Genomic DNA, 15,077 nt, shown 5'->3' on the forward strand with positions numbered 1-15,077 from the left:
ATTTTCACGTTTCCGCGAAACGTGAAAATGCCCTAGATCAGCGCTGGCCGAGGCGCGGTTCAGTGCGTCCAGGGCGTCAGGCGGCTGTTCTTGAAATTGTCGGAATAGGTCGTGATCTGCCGTTTGGCCGCTTTCGGCTCTTCGATGCGATAGGGAATGGCGTTGCGCTCGGCATAGGCCACCGCTTCTTCCTTGGTCTGGAAGGTCAGCTTGATCTGGCTTTTCATGTCGCTCGAAGCGGTCCAACCCATCAGCGGCTCGATGCTGCGCGGCGATTCCGGCAGATATTCCAGCCGCCACAGCCGGGAATTGGCGACGCCCGATTGAGTGGCGGTTTTTGCGGGGCGATAAATGCGAGCCGTCATGATCGTTCCCAATTCTTGTACGCCGGAAAAGGCGAGTGGTCGGGGCAGCAGGATTCGAACCTGCGACCTGAAGTACCCAAAACTTCCGCGCTACCAGGCTGCGCTATACCCCGAACAGCGCTACAGCGTCTGGCTATCACGCGCGGCGCTTGCCGACAAGATGCGCAGCTTAGCGCGCAAAGGCGGAATGACGCACGAGATCGCCTTTTTTCAGCCCGATCTTCCGGGACAGGCCGCCGTTGACCTCGAGCACGGCATAGGTCGGGCCCTCCGAGGAAATGATCGCTTCCGACAGGGGTTCGGCGTTTTCGGCAATATGGGTGATCACCCCGGCGCGCGAGATGAAGATCATGTCGAGCGGAATATAGGTGTTCTTCATCCACATCAGCACGGGCTGCTCCATGCCGAATTCGAACAGCATGCCGCGATCGGCCGGCAGGTAGCGCCGGTTCATCAACCCCTGCTCGCGGCCGGCTTCGTCGCGCATCACCTCGACCTGCAAGACGTGGTCGGCTGGATGCGCGCCCTTGGCGTCGGTCACCAATGTGAGTGTTTCGAGAGATGCGGCGTCGCCGGCTTCGAGCGCCCAGGCGCGCGAAATGCCGGAGGGTCCGGCCAGCAGGAGCAAAGCAAAAGCGCAGGCGCGAAGGCCCGGGACAGTCGAAAAACGCATCATGTGCACTCCTGGCGCCAACTCTACGCCGGGCGTCAGGCACGATCGCCCCAGCTTGACGCCGCAATGGCCGTTTCCGGACTAACCCGGGAATTTGTCGCAGCCGTGACGGTCGCCAGATTCACCCATGTCAATGGGCGCTTGGCAGCCTCGTTTCCAGCGGCCGCACTTCCGCCGCCATCAAGCCCTTGCCGCCGGGACCGAACCGCGCCAGCAGCGAATCGCCCGGCTTGAGATCGGCGATGCCAAAGCGGCGCAAGGTTTCCATGTGAATGAAAATGTCCTCGGTGCCCTCGCCTCGCGTCAGGAAACCAAATCCCTTGACGCGATTGAACCATTTCACCACGACAATCTCGAAGCCGCCGACCGATTCGACCACGTGATGGGTGCGCGCCATCGGCAACTGCGCCGGATGAACCGCCGTCGATTCATCCATCGACAGGATGCGGAACACCTGCAGGCCGCGCGGTCGGTTCTGCGCCTGGCAGACGATCTCCGAGCCCTCGGGCGCCGCCTGGTAACCGTCGCGCCGCAATACCGTGACGTGAAGCAGAACATCGGCGAGGCCGTTATCGGGCACGATGAAACCAAAGCCCTTTGCCATGTCGAACCATTTGACCCGGCCTCGGACTTCGATGATTTCCGCGACGGGATCCGCGACGAAATCGAGGCCATGGCCCGGCTCTATTCCCGAATGTTCCTTGGCGCCCAATGAATTGGCTCCTGAAATTAAAACGCTGACACGGCCTGCGCTGCGCCGGGCATTCGCCCGGAATCAGCGCCTGAGAGGCTTGAGAATCACTGATCCAAGAATAGCATTCGACTTGATCGTTAAAAGCCGAATTTCGCCACGCCCAAGGATTCACACACATAATTTTGCTCAAATTGCAAAAATATGCACGCGCGGTCGCCGCCGTTGGCAAAATGCGACTAAAGCTCAAGCGGAAGTGCTGTCGTCGGCACAAGCGTTCCTGGCTTCGGCCAGTTCGCGCGCCTGAACAACCCAGTTTTCGGCTTCGACCCTGCCGGGGAAAGCGAGATAGGAGCCGATCCAGCGGGCGTTCTCCTGCGACCAGCGCGCGATCTGGGCATAGGTCCAGACGCCCAAAGCTTCCAGCCGCTCCGCGATCTCTCGATCTATCCCCGAGATGCGCGCGAGTTCGTCCTTTTCGCCATAGGGCGGCTGCAACAGCGACAGCGGCCGCTCGCCGGCGTAAATCTCATCATTGCCGTGCGGCGTTATGACCTGCGGCAAAGCGGGCAGCAAAATCCCGGCGGCGGCCTCGTCGAGCGGCTCCTCCATGATTTCGCGATGCGCCGCGCCCCGGCGCACGGCGCGCGAAAACTCGGTTTCGACGCCGCCCGCCAGCAAACGCGCCTGGGCGACCCAATAAAGACGGGCAAGCGGCCCGCACTGGCGAATTTTTTCGCCGATCCCTTGCTGTTGCTCCGGAGTCCAGGCGGCGATCTGGCCGAAGCGGCGGACGCCCAGTTTGCGCAACTCACGGGCGATTTGCTCATTGACGCCCTGGATCAGACGAAGATTGTCCCCATCCGCCGCCGGTTCCGGCAGGGGCGCTTCAGCCTGCGGCGATGAAGTCGGCGGCTCCGGGGACGACGAAGGTTCCGTCCCCGCTCTATCCGCAAGGATTTCCTGCGCCGCCTCGGAAGCTGCGAGCGCGGCCGGCGTCGCCGCCGCGAGAGCCTCCGCCTGTCGCGTCAAATCATCGACGGCGCTGGTCAATTCGGGAGCGACAGCCTCCGCCGCAGGCGAAGCCTCGGCGCCGGCAGTCGAAGGTTCGATTTCTTCCGCCGCAGCGGCTGGCGCCGCTTTTCGCGCCGCCGAACCGCCGCTGAGCAGCCGGCGCAACAGGCAGCCGAGCGCGCAGCCGATGAAATAGGAGACCACCAGCAAGAGCCCGGTTTCCAGCCAGAGGCCATAACGGCCCGGCAGCCAGCGCATCCAGGCGACGACGGCGCCGACGATGACCGGAAACAAGAACAGCAGGGCGCCGCTTCGGCTGGAAACGGGCCGTTCTCCCTCCGTCGCCGCCTTCCAGGAGAGAAAGCCTAAGAACAGGCCAATACTTAAAGCCGCAATCGACCAGGTGGACAGCGCCTGCAAGAGATAGAGCATTCGAGCCGCCCTTACTTCGTGTTGAATTCGACGCCATCGTTTTTCGCCCGCTCGGAAAGCCGGTCCACCGGCGTCAGACGATGCGGGTCGATCCCGGCGGCGACCAGAGCGGCGGCGACCGCCTCGGCGCGCCGGCGCGACAGGTTGAGGTTGCGCCAATCGTGGATAAAATCGTCGCTATGTCCGGCGACCTCGAAGGCGACCGCCGGGCATTGACTGGCGGCGGCGGCTAAAGCTTCGACGACGGCGGACGCCTCCCGCTTGAGTTCGGCGCGGCGATAATCGAACCGGATCGGCGTCGCGCGAACCACATCCGTCAATTTTTTCTGGCAGGCCTGCCCGTCGGGCGCGGCGACCGGAGCGACCACGGCGGCCGGCGCGGGCGGCGGCGTTTCGCGCGCGGCGCCGGTAACGCCGGTCTCGACCGAATAGCCCTCGGGCATGGCGGCGATAAAACCGGTCTTGACCTCTTCGGCCAATTCCGCCCTGCCCGCGTCGCCGCTCAGCGAGGCCGCGCGGTCGCGGAGGGTGAATTTGCCGACATGCAGCCGCGCCAATTGCTCCAGCCCGTCGAGCGCCGCCGTCAGGTAGGCTTTCGGCGCCCGCGCGCCGCGCCGCATGTTGTCCGTCACCGCGAGGCCGGCGAATTTCTCCCTGGCCGTGGCGAGGACTTTTTCATGCGTGTCGTCGTCGCCGTAAAAGCCGGTCAGGATCAGCGCCGTTTCCGTCTTTTCGGCCGCCATGACGTCGGCTGGCGCATCCCCTGGCGTCACCGCCTTGGCGTCGAGCGTCATGCCTGGCGCCACTCCGATGGCCTCGGCGACCGACAAGGCGTCCATGCCAGCCCGCGCCTGTCCCGCAAGACTGGCCACATCGCCCTGCAGCGTAACCGCGCCGCTTTTCAACTGCGCCAAGGCGCGCAGGGCATAGGCCGCCGTGACCGCGGATCTGGCCGGCGCCCCCGAAAAGATTTTCAATTGGTCGTTCAAAGCCAGATCGGGAAACAGCTTCCTGGCCTCGGCCAGCAGGCCGGAGCGCTCGGCCTCGGAGCCTATGTAGCCTTCGAGACTGAGCGACTTGCCGTCGTTCTCCGCGACAAAGGAGAATGTCGCCGTCTCGGGCGGCAATAGCTCCGCCTTGGCCAGTCCCATTCCGTCCGGCAATTGACGCGCCTGCGCGAGCGCCGCCAGATGTTCTTCGATGTTCGCCGCGTGGCCGGACAAGGACAGCTGGCCGTCGCGCAGTTGCGCCTCGCCCGCGGAAAGATGGGCCAGGACCAGCAGGGCGGCTTGCGCCAGGGCGGGGAAATTTTTCGGCGCGCCGGAGAAATAGCTCGTCTGGTCGATGATTCGCGCCCGTGGGAGCGCCTCCCGAGCGGCCTCGGCAATGGACGCGCGCGCGTCCGGCGAGGGCGTGGCGCCGGAAAGGATCACCACATCGCCGTCACGCGAGGCGCGCCAGAGATAGGGATTTTCCGCCGGCGGCTCGCTCAATCCATCCTCGACCCGCCGAACGCCAGGCGCCGAGGCCGCCGCAGCCAGGGCGGCAGCACGCGTAGCTTCGTCGAAAACCCAGCCATTGAGGCTGACATCGCGTCCGGCGGCGACAGAAAAACCGGGTTCGCCCGCCACTTGCGCCAGCGCTGTGTCGGCGAGTCCGGCCAGTTCCCTCTCGATGCGATTCGTCTCCGCCCGGTTCAGCAAGAGCCAGAGCGCCAACAGAGGCAAAAGACCAATCCACCATTTCCTGGGCTGACACATCAAGTTCCCCTGCGAAATTGCCTGCGGCCGCCGTCGCGGCGCCGAGCTTAGCCGCGCCCTTCCCCCGGCGCCACCGCGATTATAGTCCCCCGGCTCTATACTTGACCCAGGATGAAAATAGTCCCCCGAAGGCCTGTGGCATTCGCCGCGAAAAGCTTGCCAATCCGTCGCGGGTCGGGCATATGTCTGCGCCACGCGGTTCGCTGCGGCTTTGCGCCGCGGCGGGACGCCGAGCCGGAGACGTGGCCGAGAGGCTGAAGGCGGCGGTTTGCTAAACCGTTATAGGGTTGTAAAGCCCTATCGAGGGTTCGAATCCCTCCGTCTCCGCCAGGCTCCCTCCCAGGGCGCATGGCGATATCCAGGGCTCCGCGGGTTTTCAGGCCGAGTTTTTTGCGAGGCGACTTTATGCGCGCCGGTTTCGGCCTTTTTTGCTCCCCGCGATACGCGCTGAAGCGATCTCAGGCAAGGTCTCTGGCTTCATGCGCCCTGCTGGCTGTGGCGGGGGCCGCGAATGGCGCGCCGCTGCCGCCGATCCGTCCCCCGGAATTCAGCGCGCCGATCACCGCCAAGACCGCTCCGCAAATACCTCCCGTCGAGCCGGCGACGCAGCAACCCTCCCAGCCGCCCGCGCCGACAGGGCGCCAACCGGCCGATGTCGACCCCAACAAATTGCAGCCCTATAACCTGCCGCCAGCCACGCGCGAAAAAATGCATCAATGCGGCGACGAATGGCGCAAACTGAAGATGGCCGGCAAAGCCGCCGGACTGGTCTGGCGCAGCTTCGCAGAGAAATGCCTGACGCGTTGATCGAAACGCAAGATTACGCGGCGCGCCGAAGGGCGCGCCGGATCAACAGCTGAACGGGGATCTTCCCCGCTCAGCTTTGCCCTTCGGTCGGACCGGGCGTATCGGGCGAAGTCGCTTCCGGCGCGGCGGCCGGCCCCTCGGCAGCGACGGTTTCGACTTTCGGCTTGCGCACAACCTTGCGCTTGACCTTCGGTTTTTCCACCGCGACAGGCGGCGCGGCGACCGGGACCGCGACCTTTTTGGTCACGCGGCGCGATGCGGCGGCGGTGCGCGCCGAAGTTTTGGCCGCAGGCTTGACGGGTTCGGCTGCGGTCTTGACCGCAGGCTTGCGTTTGGCGCCGGTTTTGGCCGCAGGCTTGGCGGTGGATTTGGCTGTCGCGGATTTCGCCGTCGATTTCGCGACGCCCGACTTGACCTTTCCCGCCGGCGCCTTGGCCTTGCCCACCGGCGCTTTGGCCTTGCCCGCGCCCGCCTTCGTGCGCGCATTTTGCGCAGCGACGGTTTTCGATTTCGCCGCAGGCTTCTTGGCGACCGTCTTTTTCGCGACAGCTTTTTTCTCAGCCGGCTTTTTCGCGGCGGTCTTTTTCTCCGCGGATTTCTTCGCCGCGGATTTGGCCGCAGGTTTTTTGGCGGCGACGGATTTCGTCGCGCCCTTCTTTTCAACAGTCTTCTTGGCGGCAGGCTTTTTGGCCGCCACCTTTTTCGCTACTGCATTTTTCGGCTCGGATTTTTTCGCGGCGGTCCTGGCGGCCGGCTTTTTCGCGGCGACGGCTTTGGTATCGCCTTTTTTGCCCGCGGTCTTCTTGGCTGCGGCCTTTGCGACAGGAGCCTTCGCGACGCTCTTCCTGGCGGCGGGCTTCTTCGTCTCGGCCGACTTCGTGGATTTCTTCTCGACAGATTTCTTCGCGGCCGCTTTCTTGGGCGCCGCTTCCTTCTTCGCCGCCGACTTTGCGGGGGCGGTCTTCCTCGAAGCCTTTGAACCCTCTGCCTTCGAACTCGCTGCCTTTGACTTGGCGGCGCGCGGCTTCTTTTCCACTGCCTCGTCGTCGGCTTTCTTCGCCGATTTTTTCGCCGTGGCGGATTTTTTCTTGCTCGATGCGTGCGCCATTTCTTTCCCCTTTTCGTGGCCGGCGCGTTCGATGCCGGTAATTGGCGCGAATAGCGTAATCCTGTTCATAACTCTTGCAAGAGAGCGCATCGTCGCCGCTCGTGTCTTGCATCGGCCAAAACATCGATCGCACACGCCGAATCCACGCCTCGCGCGAGGCGCCCCGTCGACGCAAAACAGCTTTGGCCCGACAAAGTTGCTTTCAGCGCCAGCATAAGACGATCGAAAAACACTTGGGGTTCGGCTTGTTTTCGGCGTTTTCCGTGCGACCGCGCGATCGCTTTTTCCTTCGCCGCAAAACGGACGAAGGGACGTTAAAATTCACTTTATATCAATTATATATATAAAATTATCGCCCGTGCTGCGGCGGCCGGCGGCAATGGCTTTTGCCATCGCGGAGCGACAAAAAACGAGGCTCCGGACGGCGCCTTTCTTTCTTCAATCAAGACGCGAAAAAATCCTCGACCGCCTTGCGCGAAAAATTCGTCTGACCCCTACCTGCCTAGGCGCCATCGCACAAAAGGCTCAAAAAATATTTTCGCAAGTAAGGTTAAAAAAACGCGCTCCATTGCGGGAGCGCGTCCTTGAAAAACGTCGGCTATGCGACTGACGCCGCGAAAGGCGCGAATCAAATCCCGAGTTTGCTCTTCAGGATTTCGTTCACCGCCTGTGGATTGGCCTTGCCGCCAGTCCCTTTCATCACCTGTCCGACGAACCAGCCGAGCATGGTCGGTTTGGCCTGCGCCTGCGCGACCTTGTCTGGATTGGCGGCGATGATCTCGTCCACCGCCTTCTCGATCGCGCTGGTGTCGGTCATCTGTTTCATGCCGCGCGATTCGACGATCTGCGCCGGATCGCCGCCCTCGCTCCAGACAATTTCGAACAGGTCCTTGGCGAGTTTTCCCGAAATCACGTTGCTGGCGATGAGATCGACAATGCCGCCGATCTGAACTGCGGAAACCGGCGAGGTTTCGATGCTCTTGCCTTCCTTGTTGAGGCGGCCGAACAATTCGTTGATCACCCAGTTGGCGACGAGTTTCGCGTCGCGACCCCTGGCCGCCTCCTCGAAATAATCGGCGGAAGCGCGCTCGAGCACCAGCACCCCGGCGTCATAGGGCGACAGGCCATATTGCGTGACGAAACGCGCCTTCTTCTCGTCCGGCAGTTCCGGCAGATGTGACGCCAGTTCATCGACATAGCTCTGTTCGAATTCCAGCGGCAGCAGGTCGGGATCGGGGAAATAGCGATAGTCGTGCGCCTCTTCCTTGGAGCGCATCGAGCGGGTCTCGCCCTTGGCCGGATCGTAGAGCCGCGTCTCCTGGTCGATCTTGCCGCCGTCTTCCAAGATGCCGATCTGGCGGCGCGCCTCGACATCGATGGCGTGGCCGATGAAGCGGATGGAATTGACGTTCTTGATCTCGCAGCGCGTGCCCAGCGGATCGCCGGGCTTGCGCACCGAAACATTGACGTCGGCGCGCAAAGATCCCTGCTCCATGTTGCCGTCGCAGGCGCCGATATAGCGCAGGATGGTGCGCAGCTTGGTGACGTAGCAGCGCGCCTCCTCGGCCGAACGCATGTCGGGCTTCGACACGATTTCCATCAGCGCGACGCCGGAGCGGTTGAGATCGACATGGGAATCGTTGGCGCCGAGATCGTGCAGCGATTTTCCCGCATCCTGTTCGAGATGCAGGCGTTCGATGCCCACCGAAATCTGTTCGGTCGGCGACAGATCGACCAGGACCACGCCTTCGCCGACGATCGGGTGCTTGTACTGGCTGATCTGATAGCCCTGCGGCAGATCTGGATAGAAATAATTCTTGCGGTCGAACACCGAGCGCAGATTGATCTGCGCCTTCAGCGCGACGCCAGTGCGGATCGCCTGGGCGACGCATTCCTCGTTGATCACCGGCAGCATTCCCGGCATGGCCGCGTCGACCAGCGAGACATGGCTGTTCGGCGGGCCGCCGAATTCGGTCGAGGCGCCGGAAAACAGCTTCGACTTGCTGCTCACCTGGGCATGAATTTCCAGGCCGATGACGACTTCCCAGTCGCCGGTCGCGCCCGCGATCAATTTGGAGGGATGGACTTGCGTGTTCATCGTGGTTCCATTTCTTCGCCCAAATTTTTCATCAGGCGCTCTTCATAGGCGATCGACCATTCGATAATGGCGGTCCAGAGCTTGCGCGCCAGATCCGCATCGAGATTTTTCCGCCCCGCCTCAGCGGCGACGCGTTCGAGAACCTCGTTTACGCGCGGCGGGATGCGCGCCGGCCAGCCGATCCGCGTCTTGATCGCCGCCGCCTGCTCGATCTGGCGCTGGCGCTCGGCAAGAATCTGCACCAGCGCCTCGTCGAGCGCGTCGATCCTGAGGCGCAGGGCGGCCATTTCCGCATTCGGCTGCAACGCCGCTCCGCCCATGGAAGCGCCACCTTGGTCGCCCGTCTCGCTCATCGCTCGATCAAACTCCAATACCGAATAAAAATGACTTGATCCTCGCGGGCGTCAACCCCACCAGCTTTCGGGCAGGCCGATCTTCGGCGCCGCGTCTTCCAGCGCCTGGCCGAGCGAGAACAAAGTCTCCTCCTCGAACGGACGCCCGATCAACTGCAGGCCGAGCGGCAGGCCGTCGGCCGACAGTCCGCCGGGAACGACGAGGCCCGGCAATCCGGCCATGTTGACGGTGACGGTGAACACGTCGTTGAGATACATTTCGACCGGATCGGCGGAGCCTTTTTCGCCGAGCGCGAAAGCCGGCGACGGCGTCGCAGGCGTCAGGATCGCGTCCACCCCGTCCGCATAGGCGAGATCGAAATCGCGCTTGATCAGAGTGCGGATTTTCTGCGCGCGCAGGTAATAGGCGTCGTAATAGCCGGCGGAAAGCACGTAAGTGCCGATCATGATGCGCCGGCGCACTTCCTTGCCAAAACCCTCGGCGCGGGTTTTCTCGTAGAGATCGGAAATGTCCTTGCCGGTCTTGCGCAGGCCGTAGCGGACGCCGTCGTAGCGCGCGAGATTGGACGAGGCCTCGGCCGGGGCGACGATGTAATAGGCCGGCAGCGCATGGCGCGTATGCGGCAGCGAAATGTCGCGGATTTCGGCGCCCGCCTCACGCAGCCAGGCGATCCCCTGCTCCCACAAGGCGATGATTTCCGGCGACATGCCGTCGAGCCGATATTCCCGGGGTATGCCGATGACCTTGCCCTTGATCGAGGCGCCGACGGCCTTCTCGTAATCGGGCACCGGCATATCGACGCTGGTGGTGTCCTTGGGATCGTGTCCGGCCATCGAGCGCAGCAGGATCGCCGTATCGCGCACGTTCTTGGCGATGGGGCCGGCCTGGTCGAGCGACGAGGCGAAGGCGACAACGCCCCAGCGCGAGCAGCGGCCATAGGTCGGCTTGATGCCGACCGTGCCGGTGAAGGCGGCGGGCTGGCGGATCGAGCCGCCGGTGTCGGTCGCCGTGGCGCCGAGGCACAGACGCGCCGCGACGGCCGCGGCCGAACCGCCGGAAGAGCCGCCGGGCACGATCTTGGCGTCGGAATCCTTGCGACGCCAGGGCGAGACCACCGGACCGAAATAAGAGGTTTCATTCGACGATCCCATGGCGAATTCGTCGAGATTGAGTTTGCCGAGCATGGTCGCGCCGTCGCGCCACAGATGGGAAGTGACGGTGGATTCGTAGGGCGGGATGAAGCCTTCGAGGATGTGGCTGGCGGCGGTCGTCTGCACGCCCTCGGTGGCGTAAAGATCCTTGATCCCCAGCGGAATGCCTTCCAGCGGGCCCGCCTCGCCCCTGGCGATTTTCTCGTCGCTGGCCTTCGCCTGCGCCAGCGCTTTTTCCGGCGTCTCGACAATGAAGGCGTTGAGGCTTTTCGCCTTTGAGACCGCGTCGATGAAACTTTGCGTCAGTTCGACCGCCGAAAATTCCTTGGCGGCGAGTTTGTTGCGCGCGTCGGCGAGCGTGAGGCGGGTCAGGTCGGTCATGGGAAAAACTCTGTGAAATTTCGGGCGGCGTGCGGACATTCTTGGTGGAGCATGACCTGGCTTAGTGGAGCATGATCTGGTCCAAAAACCGGCGACCACTTTTTGGGATCATGCTCATTCGATCACTTTCGGCACGACGAAAAAGCCGTCCTCGCGGGCGGGCGCATTGGCGAGCACTTTCTCGGTGATGAAGCCATCGGTGACTTCGTCGGCGCGCTTTTTCATGCGCATCGGCAGCGCCGAGGTCATCGGCTCGATTCCCTCGACATCGACGGCGTTCAACTCTTCGACAAAGTTGAGGATCGCGTTGATTTCCTGTTGCAGATAGGGCGCTTCCGCCTCGCTCACGCTGATGCGCGCGAGATGGGCGATACGCCGCACCGTCGCCAGATCGACCGACATGAAGGCTTCCTCAATTGGAATGGAACAGGTGGCCAGCCTATACAGAAGGCCGCCCCCCGGCGCAATCTTTCCGCAGGCGGGCGCGCGGCAGGGTCACTTTTTCAAAAATACATAATCGGCGGAATAGGGAACGACGCGAATCTCGCCCTCGGCCTCGCAGACGCCCTCAAGAGCGCCGCCCTGCGTATGGAGGCGCTGGATAACGACGGCTTCGCCGAGGAGCCCCTGCCCCTCATGCGCCGTCACCTCCAGTTTTAGCCAGGCCGCGTCGGCGGGCGTCGCCCCTGGCCCCTTGCCGATGACCTTGCCCTGAACAAGACTGCCGTCGGCCAGCCGCCAGCTGGGACCGGCGAAATGCTGCCCCACGCTGACGCCGTCGCGCAGCAGGGTCGCTATCGGCTCACGAAAGCTCCAGGCCGGCTTGCCGTCCGGCCCGGCCTTGCATTGGTAAATCTGCGCGCCCTCGGCATGGAGGGTGAGAAAAGGCCTCAGCCCCGGCGCCTGGATCGGCGGCGGCACATCTTCAGCGCTGGCCAAAGGCGTCAACAACGCCGAGAGCGACAGCGCGGCAAGGGCGGATTTCATCCGGCTCATTTTCGCCCCCTCAAAAAGAAACCGCCTCGCCGATGGCCGGGACGTGCACTTTCGTCAGAGATCCCTCCATGGCCTCGACGAAAGCCTTCGGCGTCTGGTCGATGATCGGGAAAGTGCCGTAGTGCATCGGCAGGACGTCGCTGAAGGCGAAATAGCGCCGCACAGCCAAAGCCGCCGCCGCGCCATCCATGGTGAAACGGTCGCCGACCGGGATCAGGCCGATCTGCGGCTGGTAGAGTTCCTGGATCAGCGCCATGTCGGAGAAAATCGCGGTGTCCCCGAAATGATAGAGGCGCGGCCCGTGCTGCGGAAGAATCACCACGCCGTTGGGATTGCCGAGATAGACCGACTGTCCCTCCGCCGAGGTCGAGGAGGAATGAAGCGCCGGGGTCAGGGCGACCTCGAACTCGCCGCAGGGAATTTTGCCGCCGGTATTGCCGGGATTGATGTTTTCCGCGCCCAACCCATTCAGGAACATGCAGACCTCGAAATTGCCGACGATCTGCGCCCCGGTCTTTCGGGCGATTTCCGGCGCATCGCCGATATGGTCGTCATGGCCGTGGGTCAGCACGATATGGGTGATGCCTTTGGAGACCTCATCGAGCGAGCCGGTGAATTTCGGATTTCCGGTCAGGAAAGGGTCGATCAGCAGGTGGGAATCGTCGAGATCGATGCGAAAGGCCGAATGGCCGAGCCAGGTGACTTTCATGGGACGCGCCTTTGCGAGGTGTTTGATGGAGAGTTTAATGGCGAAGGATGACGGCGCAATCCTCGTAGAGCCGCAATCGCGAAATAAGGGCGTTTCCCTTCTTCCCTCCCCGTGCTAGCGAAAAACATGAGCGAAGAGCCGAAAATCCCCGCCGTGGCCTCTCTTGAGGAAATCGCCGGCCTGTTGCGGCGCAACGACCGTTTGATGGGGATCGATCTCGGCACGAAAACCATCGGCCTGGCGCTTTCCGACGTCGAGCGCCGCCTCGCCACGCCGCTGGAAACCATAAAAAGGGTGAAATTCACCGCCGATGTCGAAAGAATGCTGGCTCTCGCGGACAAGCATGGCGTCGCCGCCTTCGTCATCGGCCTGCCGCTCAACATGGATGGCTCGGAAGGCCCGCGCGCGCAATCGACCCGCGCCTTCATCCGCCAGACCTCAAGCCTCGCCCGACGCCCCTTCATCTTTTGGGACGAACGCCTCTCCACCGCCGCCGTCACCCGCGAGCTGATCGCGCAAGACGCCTCACGCGGCAAGCGCGCGGAAGTGGTGGACCGCATGGCCGCCGCCTATATTTTGCAGGGCGCGCTAGACCGGTTGGCCCGTCTCGGCTGAGGTTTGCGCCACTGCATGGGCCCGTTCGCGAAATCGTGAAACCAGCCGCGTTTAACTTCCTGAACCGAGCGCTGCATAAGTAGGGGGCTCGAGTAGCGCGCTGTTATGGATTTCCGCGTGGCTCGCAGTCGAAGAACTCATGTTCAAATTGGAATATCCGCGAGGAGATCGCCATGACCGAACGCGTTCGTCAAACCACATCCTCTCAGCATCAGATGCCCAGCGTCGCCGACTATATCGTTCATCGGCTTGCGCGCGAGGGCGTCGATCATTGCTTCGGCGTCGCCGGGGATTATGTGTTCCCGCTGTGCGACGCCGTTGATCGCAGCTCCGAAGTCAAATGGATCGGCTGCGCGAATGAACTCAACGCTTCCTACGCCGCCGACGGTTATGCGCGCATCCGCGGCGCCGCGATGCTGGTGACGACCTATGGCGTGGGCGAATTATCGGCGCTCAACGGCGTGATGGGCGCCAAGGCCGAGCATTCGCTCATCTTCCATCTGGTCGGCATGCCGTCCTATCAAAATCAGCGGCTGCGCAAGATCGCGCATCATACGCTGGGCGACGGAATCTTCGGCAATTTCGTCAATATTTCGGCGCAGGGGGCATGCTGCCATGCGGTGATAACTCCGGAAAACTGCATGGTCGAGATGGAGCGCCTCATCGCCGAGGCGCGGTACAACAATCAACCCGCCTACATCGCCGTGCCCATGGATTTTGCCGTGACGCCCGTTGTCTCCAGCGAGGTGAAGCCCGTCAGGCTGGCGTCCAACGAGGAGTCGCTCAGTCAGGCTTTCGCGGCGATCGAGAAACGGGTGGAGAGCGCCAAGTCGATTGTCGTCTTGCCGGCTTTTACGTTGGCGCGCCTGGGGTTGCAGAAGGAGGCGCAAAAGCTGATCGAAGCGCTCGGCTGCCCGTTCGCCACGACCTCGATGGAGAAAGGCATGATTGGCGAGGGCCATCCCTACTTCGCCGGCGTCTACCTGGGAGCCGTTTCCGACGAGGAGACTCGCAAGATTGTCGAGGGGGCCGACCTGGTTCTCGATCTCGGCGGCGTCAATCTCAACGACATCAATACGGCGTCTTACTCTGCCCAGCTCGACGCCAGCCGAATCATTTCGGTCGGCCTCAACGACGTCCAGGTCGGTCAGCGAATCTTCGGCTCGGTGCGCCTTGCCGACATGCTTTCCGCGCTCTCGAAGCTGAAGCGGAAGCTTGCGCCTTATCGCCGCAAGCCCGCCCAAACCGCCCGGTTGGACGGCAAACCATCCGAGCGGATTTCCATGAAAGCGCTCTATCCCCGCTATGCGTCCTTTCTGCGCGCCGGCGACACGGTCGTCCTGGAGACGGGTAGTTCGAGTCCGGGCCTGACGCCAGTGGCGCTGCCTGACGGCGTGCGGGTCGAGTCCCAGGTTTTATGGGGGTCCATCGGCTGGGCGACGGCGGCCGCTCTCGGGATAGCGCTTGCCGACCCGAGCCGCCGGACCGTCCTGATCACGGGAGAAGGGTCGCACCAGCTCACCGCCAATGAGATCGGCACCATGGGCCGCTTCGGCGCCAATGTGACGATTTTCGTTCTCAACAACGACGGTTACATGATCGAGCGGGCGCTCGAAGAAAACCCCGACTGGACCTACAATGACCTCGCGAAATGGAAATACGCGGATCTGCCGCGCGCATTGGGCTGCGCCGATTGGTTCACCGCGCATGTCGAAACCTTGGGCGAACTCGACGCCGCCATGAAACAGGCGCGTTCCTCGAAGTCGGGCGCCTATGTCGAGATCGTCGGCGGACGGATGGATCTGCCGCCCGTGCTCGCCTTTGCGCACACGCGCCTCGGCGAGATGTACGGTTCCGCGCCTTCGCTGGCTCAATGACCTGCCCGACAAGAGACAGGTCCTCGCGGGACGAAGGAAATTCATG

General features: G+C 62.9%; 16 protein-coding genes and 2 tRNA genes. 4 read left to right on the forward strand and 14 right to left on the reverse strand.

Annotation, left to right across the window (positions count from 1 at the left end; translation table 11 throughout):
- Window positions 1-59: 59 nt before the first annotated feature.
- The 6 genes from ACLP2E_RS00065 to ACLP2E_RS00090 form a co-directional block, all read right to left on the reverse strand.
- Window positions 60-365, reverse strand: a complete 306-nt coding sequence (locus ACLP2E_RS00065) for an ETC complex I subunit (protein ID WP_442463307.1) — start codon at window positions 363-365, stop codon at window positions 60-62.
- 36 nt (window positions 366-401) lie between these two features.
- Window positions 402-478, reverse strand: a tRNA-Pro gene (locus tag ACLP2E_RS00070).
- Between the two features lie 56 nt (window positions 479-534).
- On the reverse strand, window positions 535-1,041 hold the full coding sequence (locus tag ACLP2E_RS00075; protein ID WP_442463308.1) for a DUF192 domain-containing protein: 507 nt from the start codon (window positions 1,039-1,041) through the stop codon (window positions 535-537).
- A gap of 127 nt (window positions 1,042-1,168) precedes the next feature.
- Complete coding sequence (locus tag ACLP2E_RS00080; protein WP_442463309.1) at window positions 1,169-1,750, reverse strand: cold-shock protein; 582 nt, start codon at window positions 1,748-1,750, stop codon at window positions 1,169-1,171.
- A gap of 225 nt (window positions 1,751-1,975) precedes the next feature.
- Complete coding sequence (locus tag ACLP2E_RS00085; protein WP_442464792.1) at window positions 1,976-3,175, reverse strand: hypothetical protein; 1,200 nt, start codon at window positions 3,173-3,175, stop codon at window positions 1,976-1,978.
- Window positions 3,176-3,186: 11 nt separating this feature from the next.
- Window positions 3,187-4,935: an OmpA family protein gene (locus ACLP2E_RS00090; RefSeq protein ID WP_442464793.1), complete on the reverse strand. Its 1,749-nt coding sequence runs from the start codon at window positions 4,933-4,935 to the stop codon at window positions 3,187-3,189.
- 236 nt (window positions 4,936-5,171) lie between these two features.
- On the opposite strand from ACLP2E_RS00090, the gene ACLP2E_RS00095 reads away from it, so the two are divergent.
- Window positions 5,172-5,265, forward strand: a tRNA-Ser gene (locus ACLP2E_RS00095).
- Between the two features lie 75 nt (window positions 5,266-5,340).
- Window positions 5,341-5,742: a hypothetical protein gene (locus tag ACLP2E_RS00100; protein WP_442464794.1), complete on the forward strand. Its 402-nt coding sequence runs from the start codon at window positions 5,341-5,343 to the stop codon at window positions 5,740-5,742.
- 70 nt (window positions 5,743-5,812) lie between these two features.
- Here ACLP2E_RS00100 and ACLP2E_RS00105 read toward each other — a convergent pair whose 3' ends face one another.
- The 8 genes from ACLP2E_RS00105 to ACLP2E_RS00140 all read right to left on the reverse strand — a co-directional run bounded on the left by ACLP2E_RS00105 (window position 5,813) and on the right by ACLP2E_RS00140 (window position 12,539).
- Window positions 5,813-6,439 (reverse strand): histone, encoded by a 627-nt coding sequence (locus ACLP2E_RS00105; protein ID WP_442464197.1) that lies wholly within the window; start codon window positions 6,437-6,439, stop codon window positions 5,813-5,815.
- Complete coding sequence (locus tag ACLP2E_RS00110) at window positions 6,402-6,974, reverse strand: hypothetical protein (RefSeq protein WP_442464795.1); 573 nt, start codon at window positions 6,972-6,974, stop codon at window positions 6,402-6,404. The genes ACLP2E_RS00105 and ACLP2E_RS00110 overlap by 38 nt, the downstream gene beginning before the upstream one ends.
- 504 nt (window positions 6,975-7,478) lie before the next feature.
- Entirely contained in the window at window positions 7,479-8,948 is a 1,470-nt protein-coding gene (gene gatB, locus ACLP2E_RS00115; protein ID WP_442464199.1) for an Asp-tRNA(Asn)/Glu-tRNA(Gln) amidotransferase subunit GatB, read from the reverse strand.
- A complete protein-coding gene (locus ACLP2E_RS00120; RefSeq protein WP_442464200.1) occupies window positions 8,945-9,301 on the reverse strand; it encodes a chorismate mutase in 357 nt (118 codons plus the stop codon). The genes gatB and ACLP2E_RS00120 overlap by 4 nt, the downstream gene beginning before the upstream one ends.
- Window positions 9,302-9,352: 51 nt before the next feature.
- Complete coding sequence (gene gatA / locus ACLP2E_RS00125) at window positions 9,353-10,834, reverse strand: Asp-tRNA(Asn)/Glu-tRNA(Gln) amidotransferase subunit GatA (RefSeq protein ID WP_442464796.1); 1,482 nt, start codon at window positions 10,832-10,834, stop codon at window positions 9,353-9,355.
- 114 nt (window positions 10,835-10,948) lie between these two features.
- Complete coding sequence (gene gatC / locus ACLP2E_RS00130; RefSeq protein WP_442464797.1) at window positions 10,949-11,236, reverse strand: Asp-tRNA(Asn)/Glu-tRNA(Gln) amidotransferase subunit GatC; 288 nt, start codon at window positions 11,234-11,236, stop codon at window positions 10,949-10,951.
- A 93-nt stretch (window positions 11,237-11,329) separates the two neighbouring features.
- Entirely contained in the window at window positions 11,330-11,830 is a 501-nt protein-coding gene (locus ACLP2E_RS00135) for a DUF3455 domain-containing protein (RefSeq protein ID WP_442464798.1), read from the reverse strand.
- Window positions 11,831-11,840: 10 nt separating this feature from the next.
- The gene (locus ACLP2E_RS00140) at window positions 11,841-12,539 is read right to left on the reverse strand and encodes a metal-dependent hydrolase (RefSeq protein ID WP_442461259.1); all 699 of its coding nucleotides are present in this window, start codon (window positions 12,537-12,539) and stop codon (window positions 11,841-11,843) included.
- Between the two features lie 126 nt (window positions 12,540-12,665).
- Here ACLP2E_RS00140 and ruvX point away from each other — a divergent pair, with 126 nt between their 5' ends.
- Complete coding sequence (gene ruvX / locus ACLP2E_RS00145) at window positions 12,666-13,154, forward strand: Holliday junction resolvase RuvX (protein WP_442464799.1); 489 nt, start codon at window positions 12,666-12,668, stop codon at window positions 13,152-13,154.
- Window positions 13,155-13,327: 173 nt separating this feature from the next.
- On the forward strand, window positions 13,328-15,031 hold the full coding sequence (locus ACLP2E_RS00150) for an alpha-keto acid decarboxylase family protein (protein WP_442464800.1): 1,704 nt from the start codon (window positions 13,328-13,330) through the stop codon (window positions 15,029-15,031).
- Window positions 15,032-15,077 lie beyond the last annotated feature (46 nt).

The sequence above is a fragment of the Rhodoblastus sp. genome, from assembly GCF_052145335.1.
GTDB lineage: Bacteria > Pseudomonadota > Alphaproteobacteria > Rhizobiales > Beijerinckiaceae > Rhodoblastus.

Coding starts and splice junctions, on each gene's coding strand:
- ACLP2E_RS00085 (WP_442464792.1), bottom strand. CDS start 3,175: ATGCTCTATCTCTTGCAGGCGCTGTCCACCTGGTCGATTGCGGCTTTA.
- ACLP2E_RS00140 (WP_442461259.1), bottom strand. CDS start 12,539: ATGAAAGTCACCTGGCTCGGCCATTCGGCCTTTCGCATCGATCTCGAC.
- ACLP2E_RS00090 (WP_442464793.1), bottom strand. CDS start 4,935: ATGTGTCAGCCCAGGAAATGGTGGATTGGTCTTTTGCCTCTGTTGGCG.
- ACLP2E_RS00075 (WP_442463308.1), bottom strand. CDS start 1,041: ATGATGCGTTTTTCGACTGTCCCGGGCCTTCGCGCCTGCGCTTTTGCT.
- ACLP2E_RS00100 (WP_442464794.1), top strand. CDS start 5,341: ATGCGCGCCGGTTTCGGCCTTTTTTGCTCCCCGCGATACGCGCTGAAG.
- ACLP2E_RS00135 (WP_442464798.1), bottom strand. CDS start 11,830: ATGAGCCGGATGAAATCCGCCCTTGCCGCGCTGTCGCTCTCGGCGTTG.
- ACLP2E_RS00150 (WP_442464800.1), top strand. CDS start 13,328: ATGACCGAACGCGTTCGTCAAACCACATCCTCTCAGCATCAGATGCCC.
- ruvX (WP_442464799.1), top strand. CDS start 12,666: ATGAGCGAAGAGCCGAAAATCCCCGCCGTGGCCTCTCTTGAGGAAATC.
- gatA (WP_442464796.1), bottom strand. CDS start 10,834: ATGACCGACCTGACCCGCCTCACGCTCGCCGACGCGCGCAACAAACTC.
- gatC (WP_442464797.1), bottom strand. CDS start 11,236: ATGTCGGTCGATCTGGCGACGGTGCGGCGTATCGCCCATCTCGCGCGC.
- gatB (WP_442464199.1), bottom strand. CDS start 8,948: ATGAACACGCAAGTCCATCCCTCCAAATTGATCGCGGGCGCGACCGGC.
- ACLP2E_RS00120 (WP_442464200.1), bottom strand. CDS start 9,301: ATGAGCGAGACGGGCGACCAAGGTGGCGCTTCCATGGGCGGAGCGGCG.
- ACLP2E_RS00110 (WP_442464795.1), bottom strand. CDS start 6,974: ATGTTTTGGCCGATGCAAGACACGAGCGGCGACGATGCGCTCTCTTGC.
- ACLP2E_RS00065 (WP_442463307.1), bottom strand. CDS start 365: ATGACGGCTCGCATTTATCGCCCCGCAAAAACCGCCACTCAATCGGGC.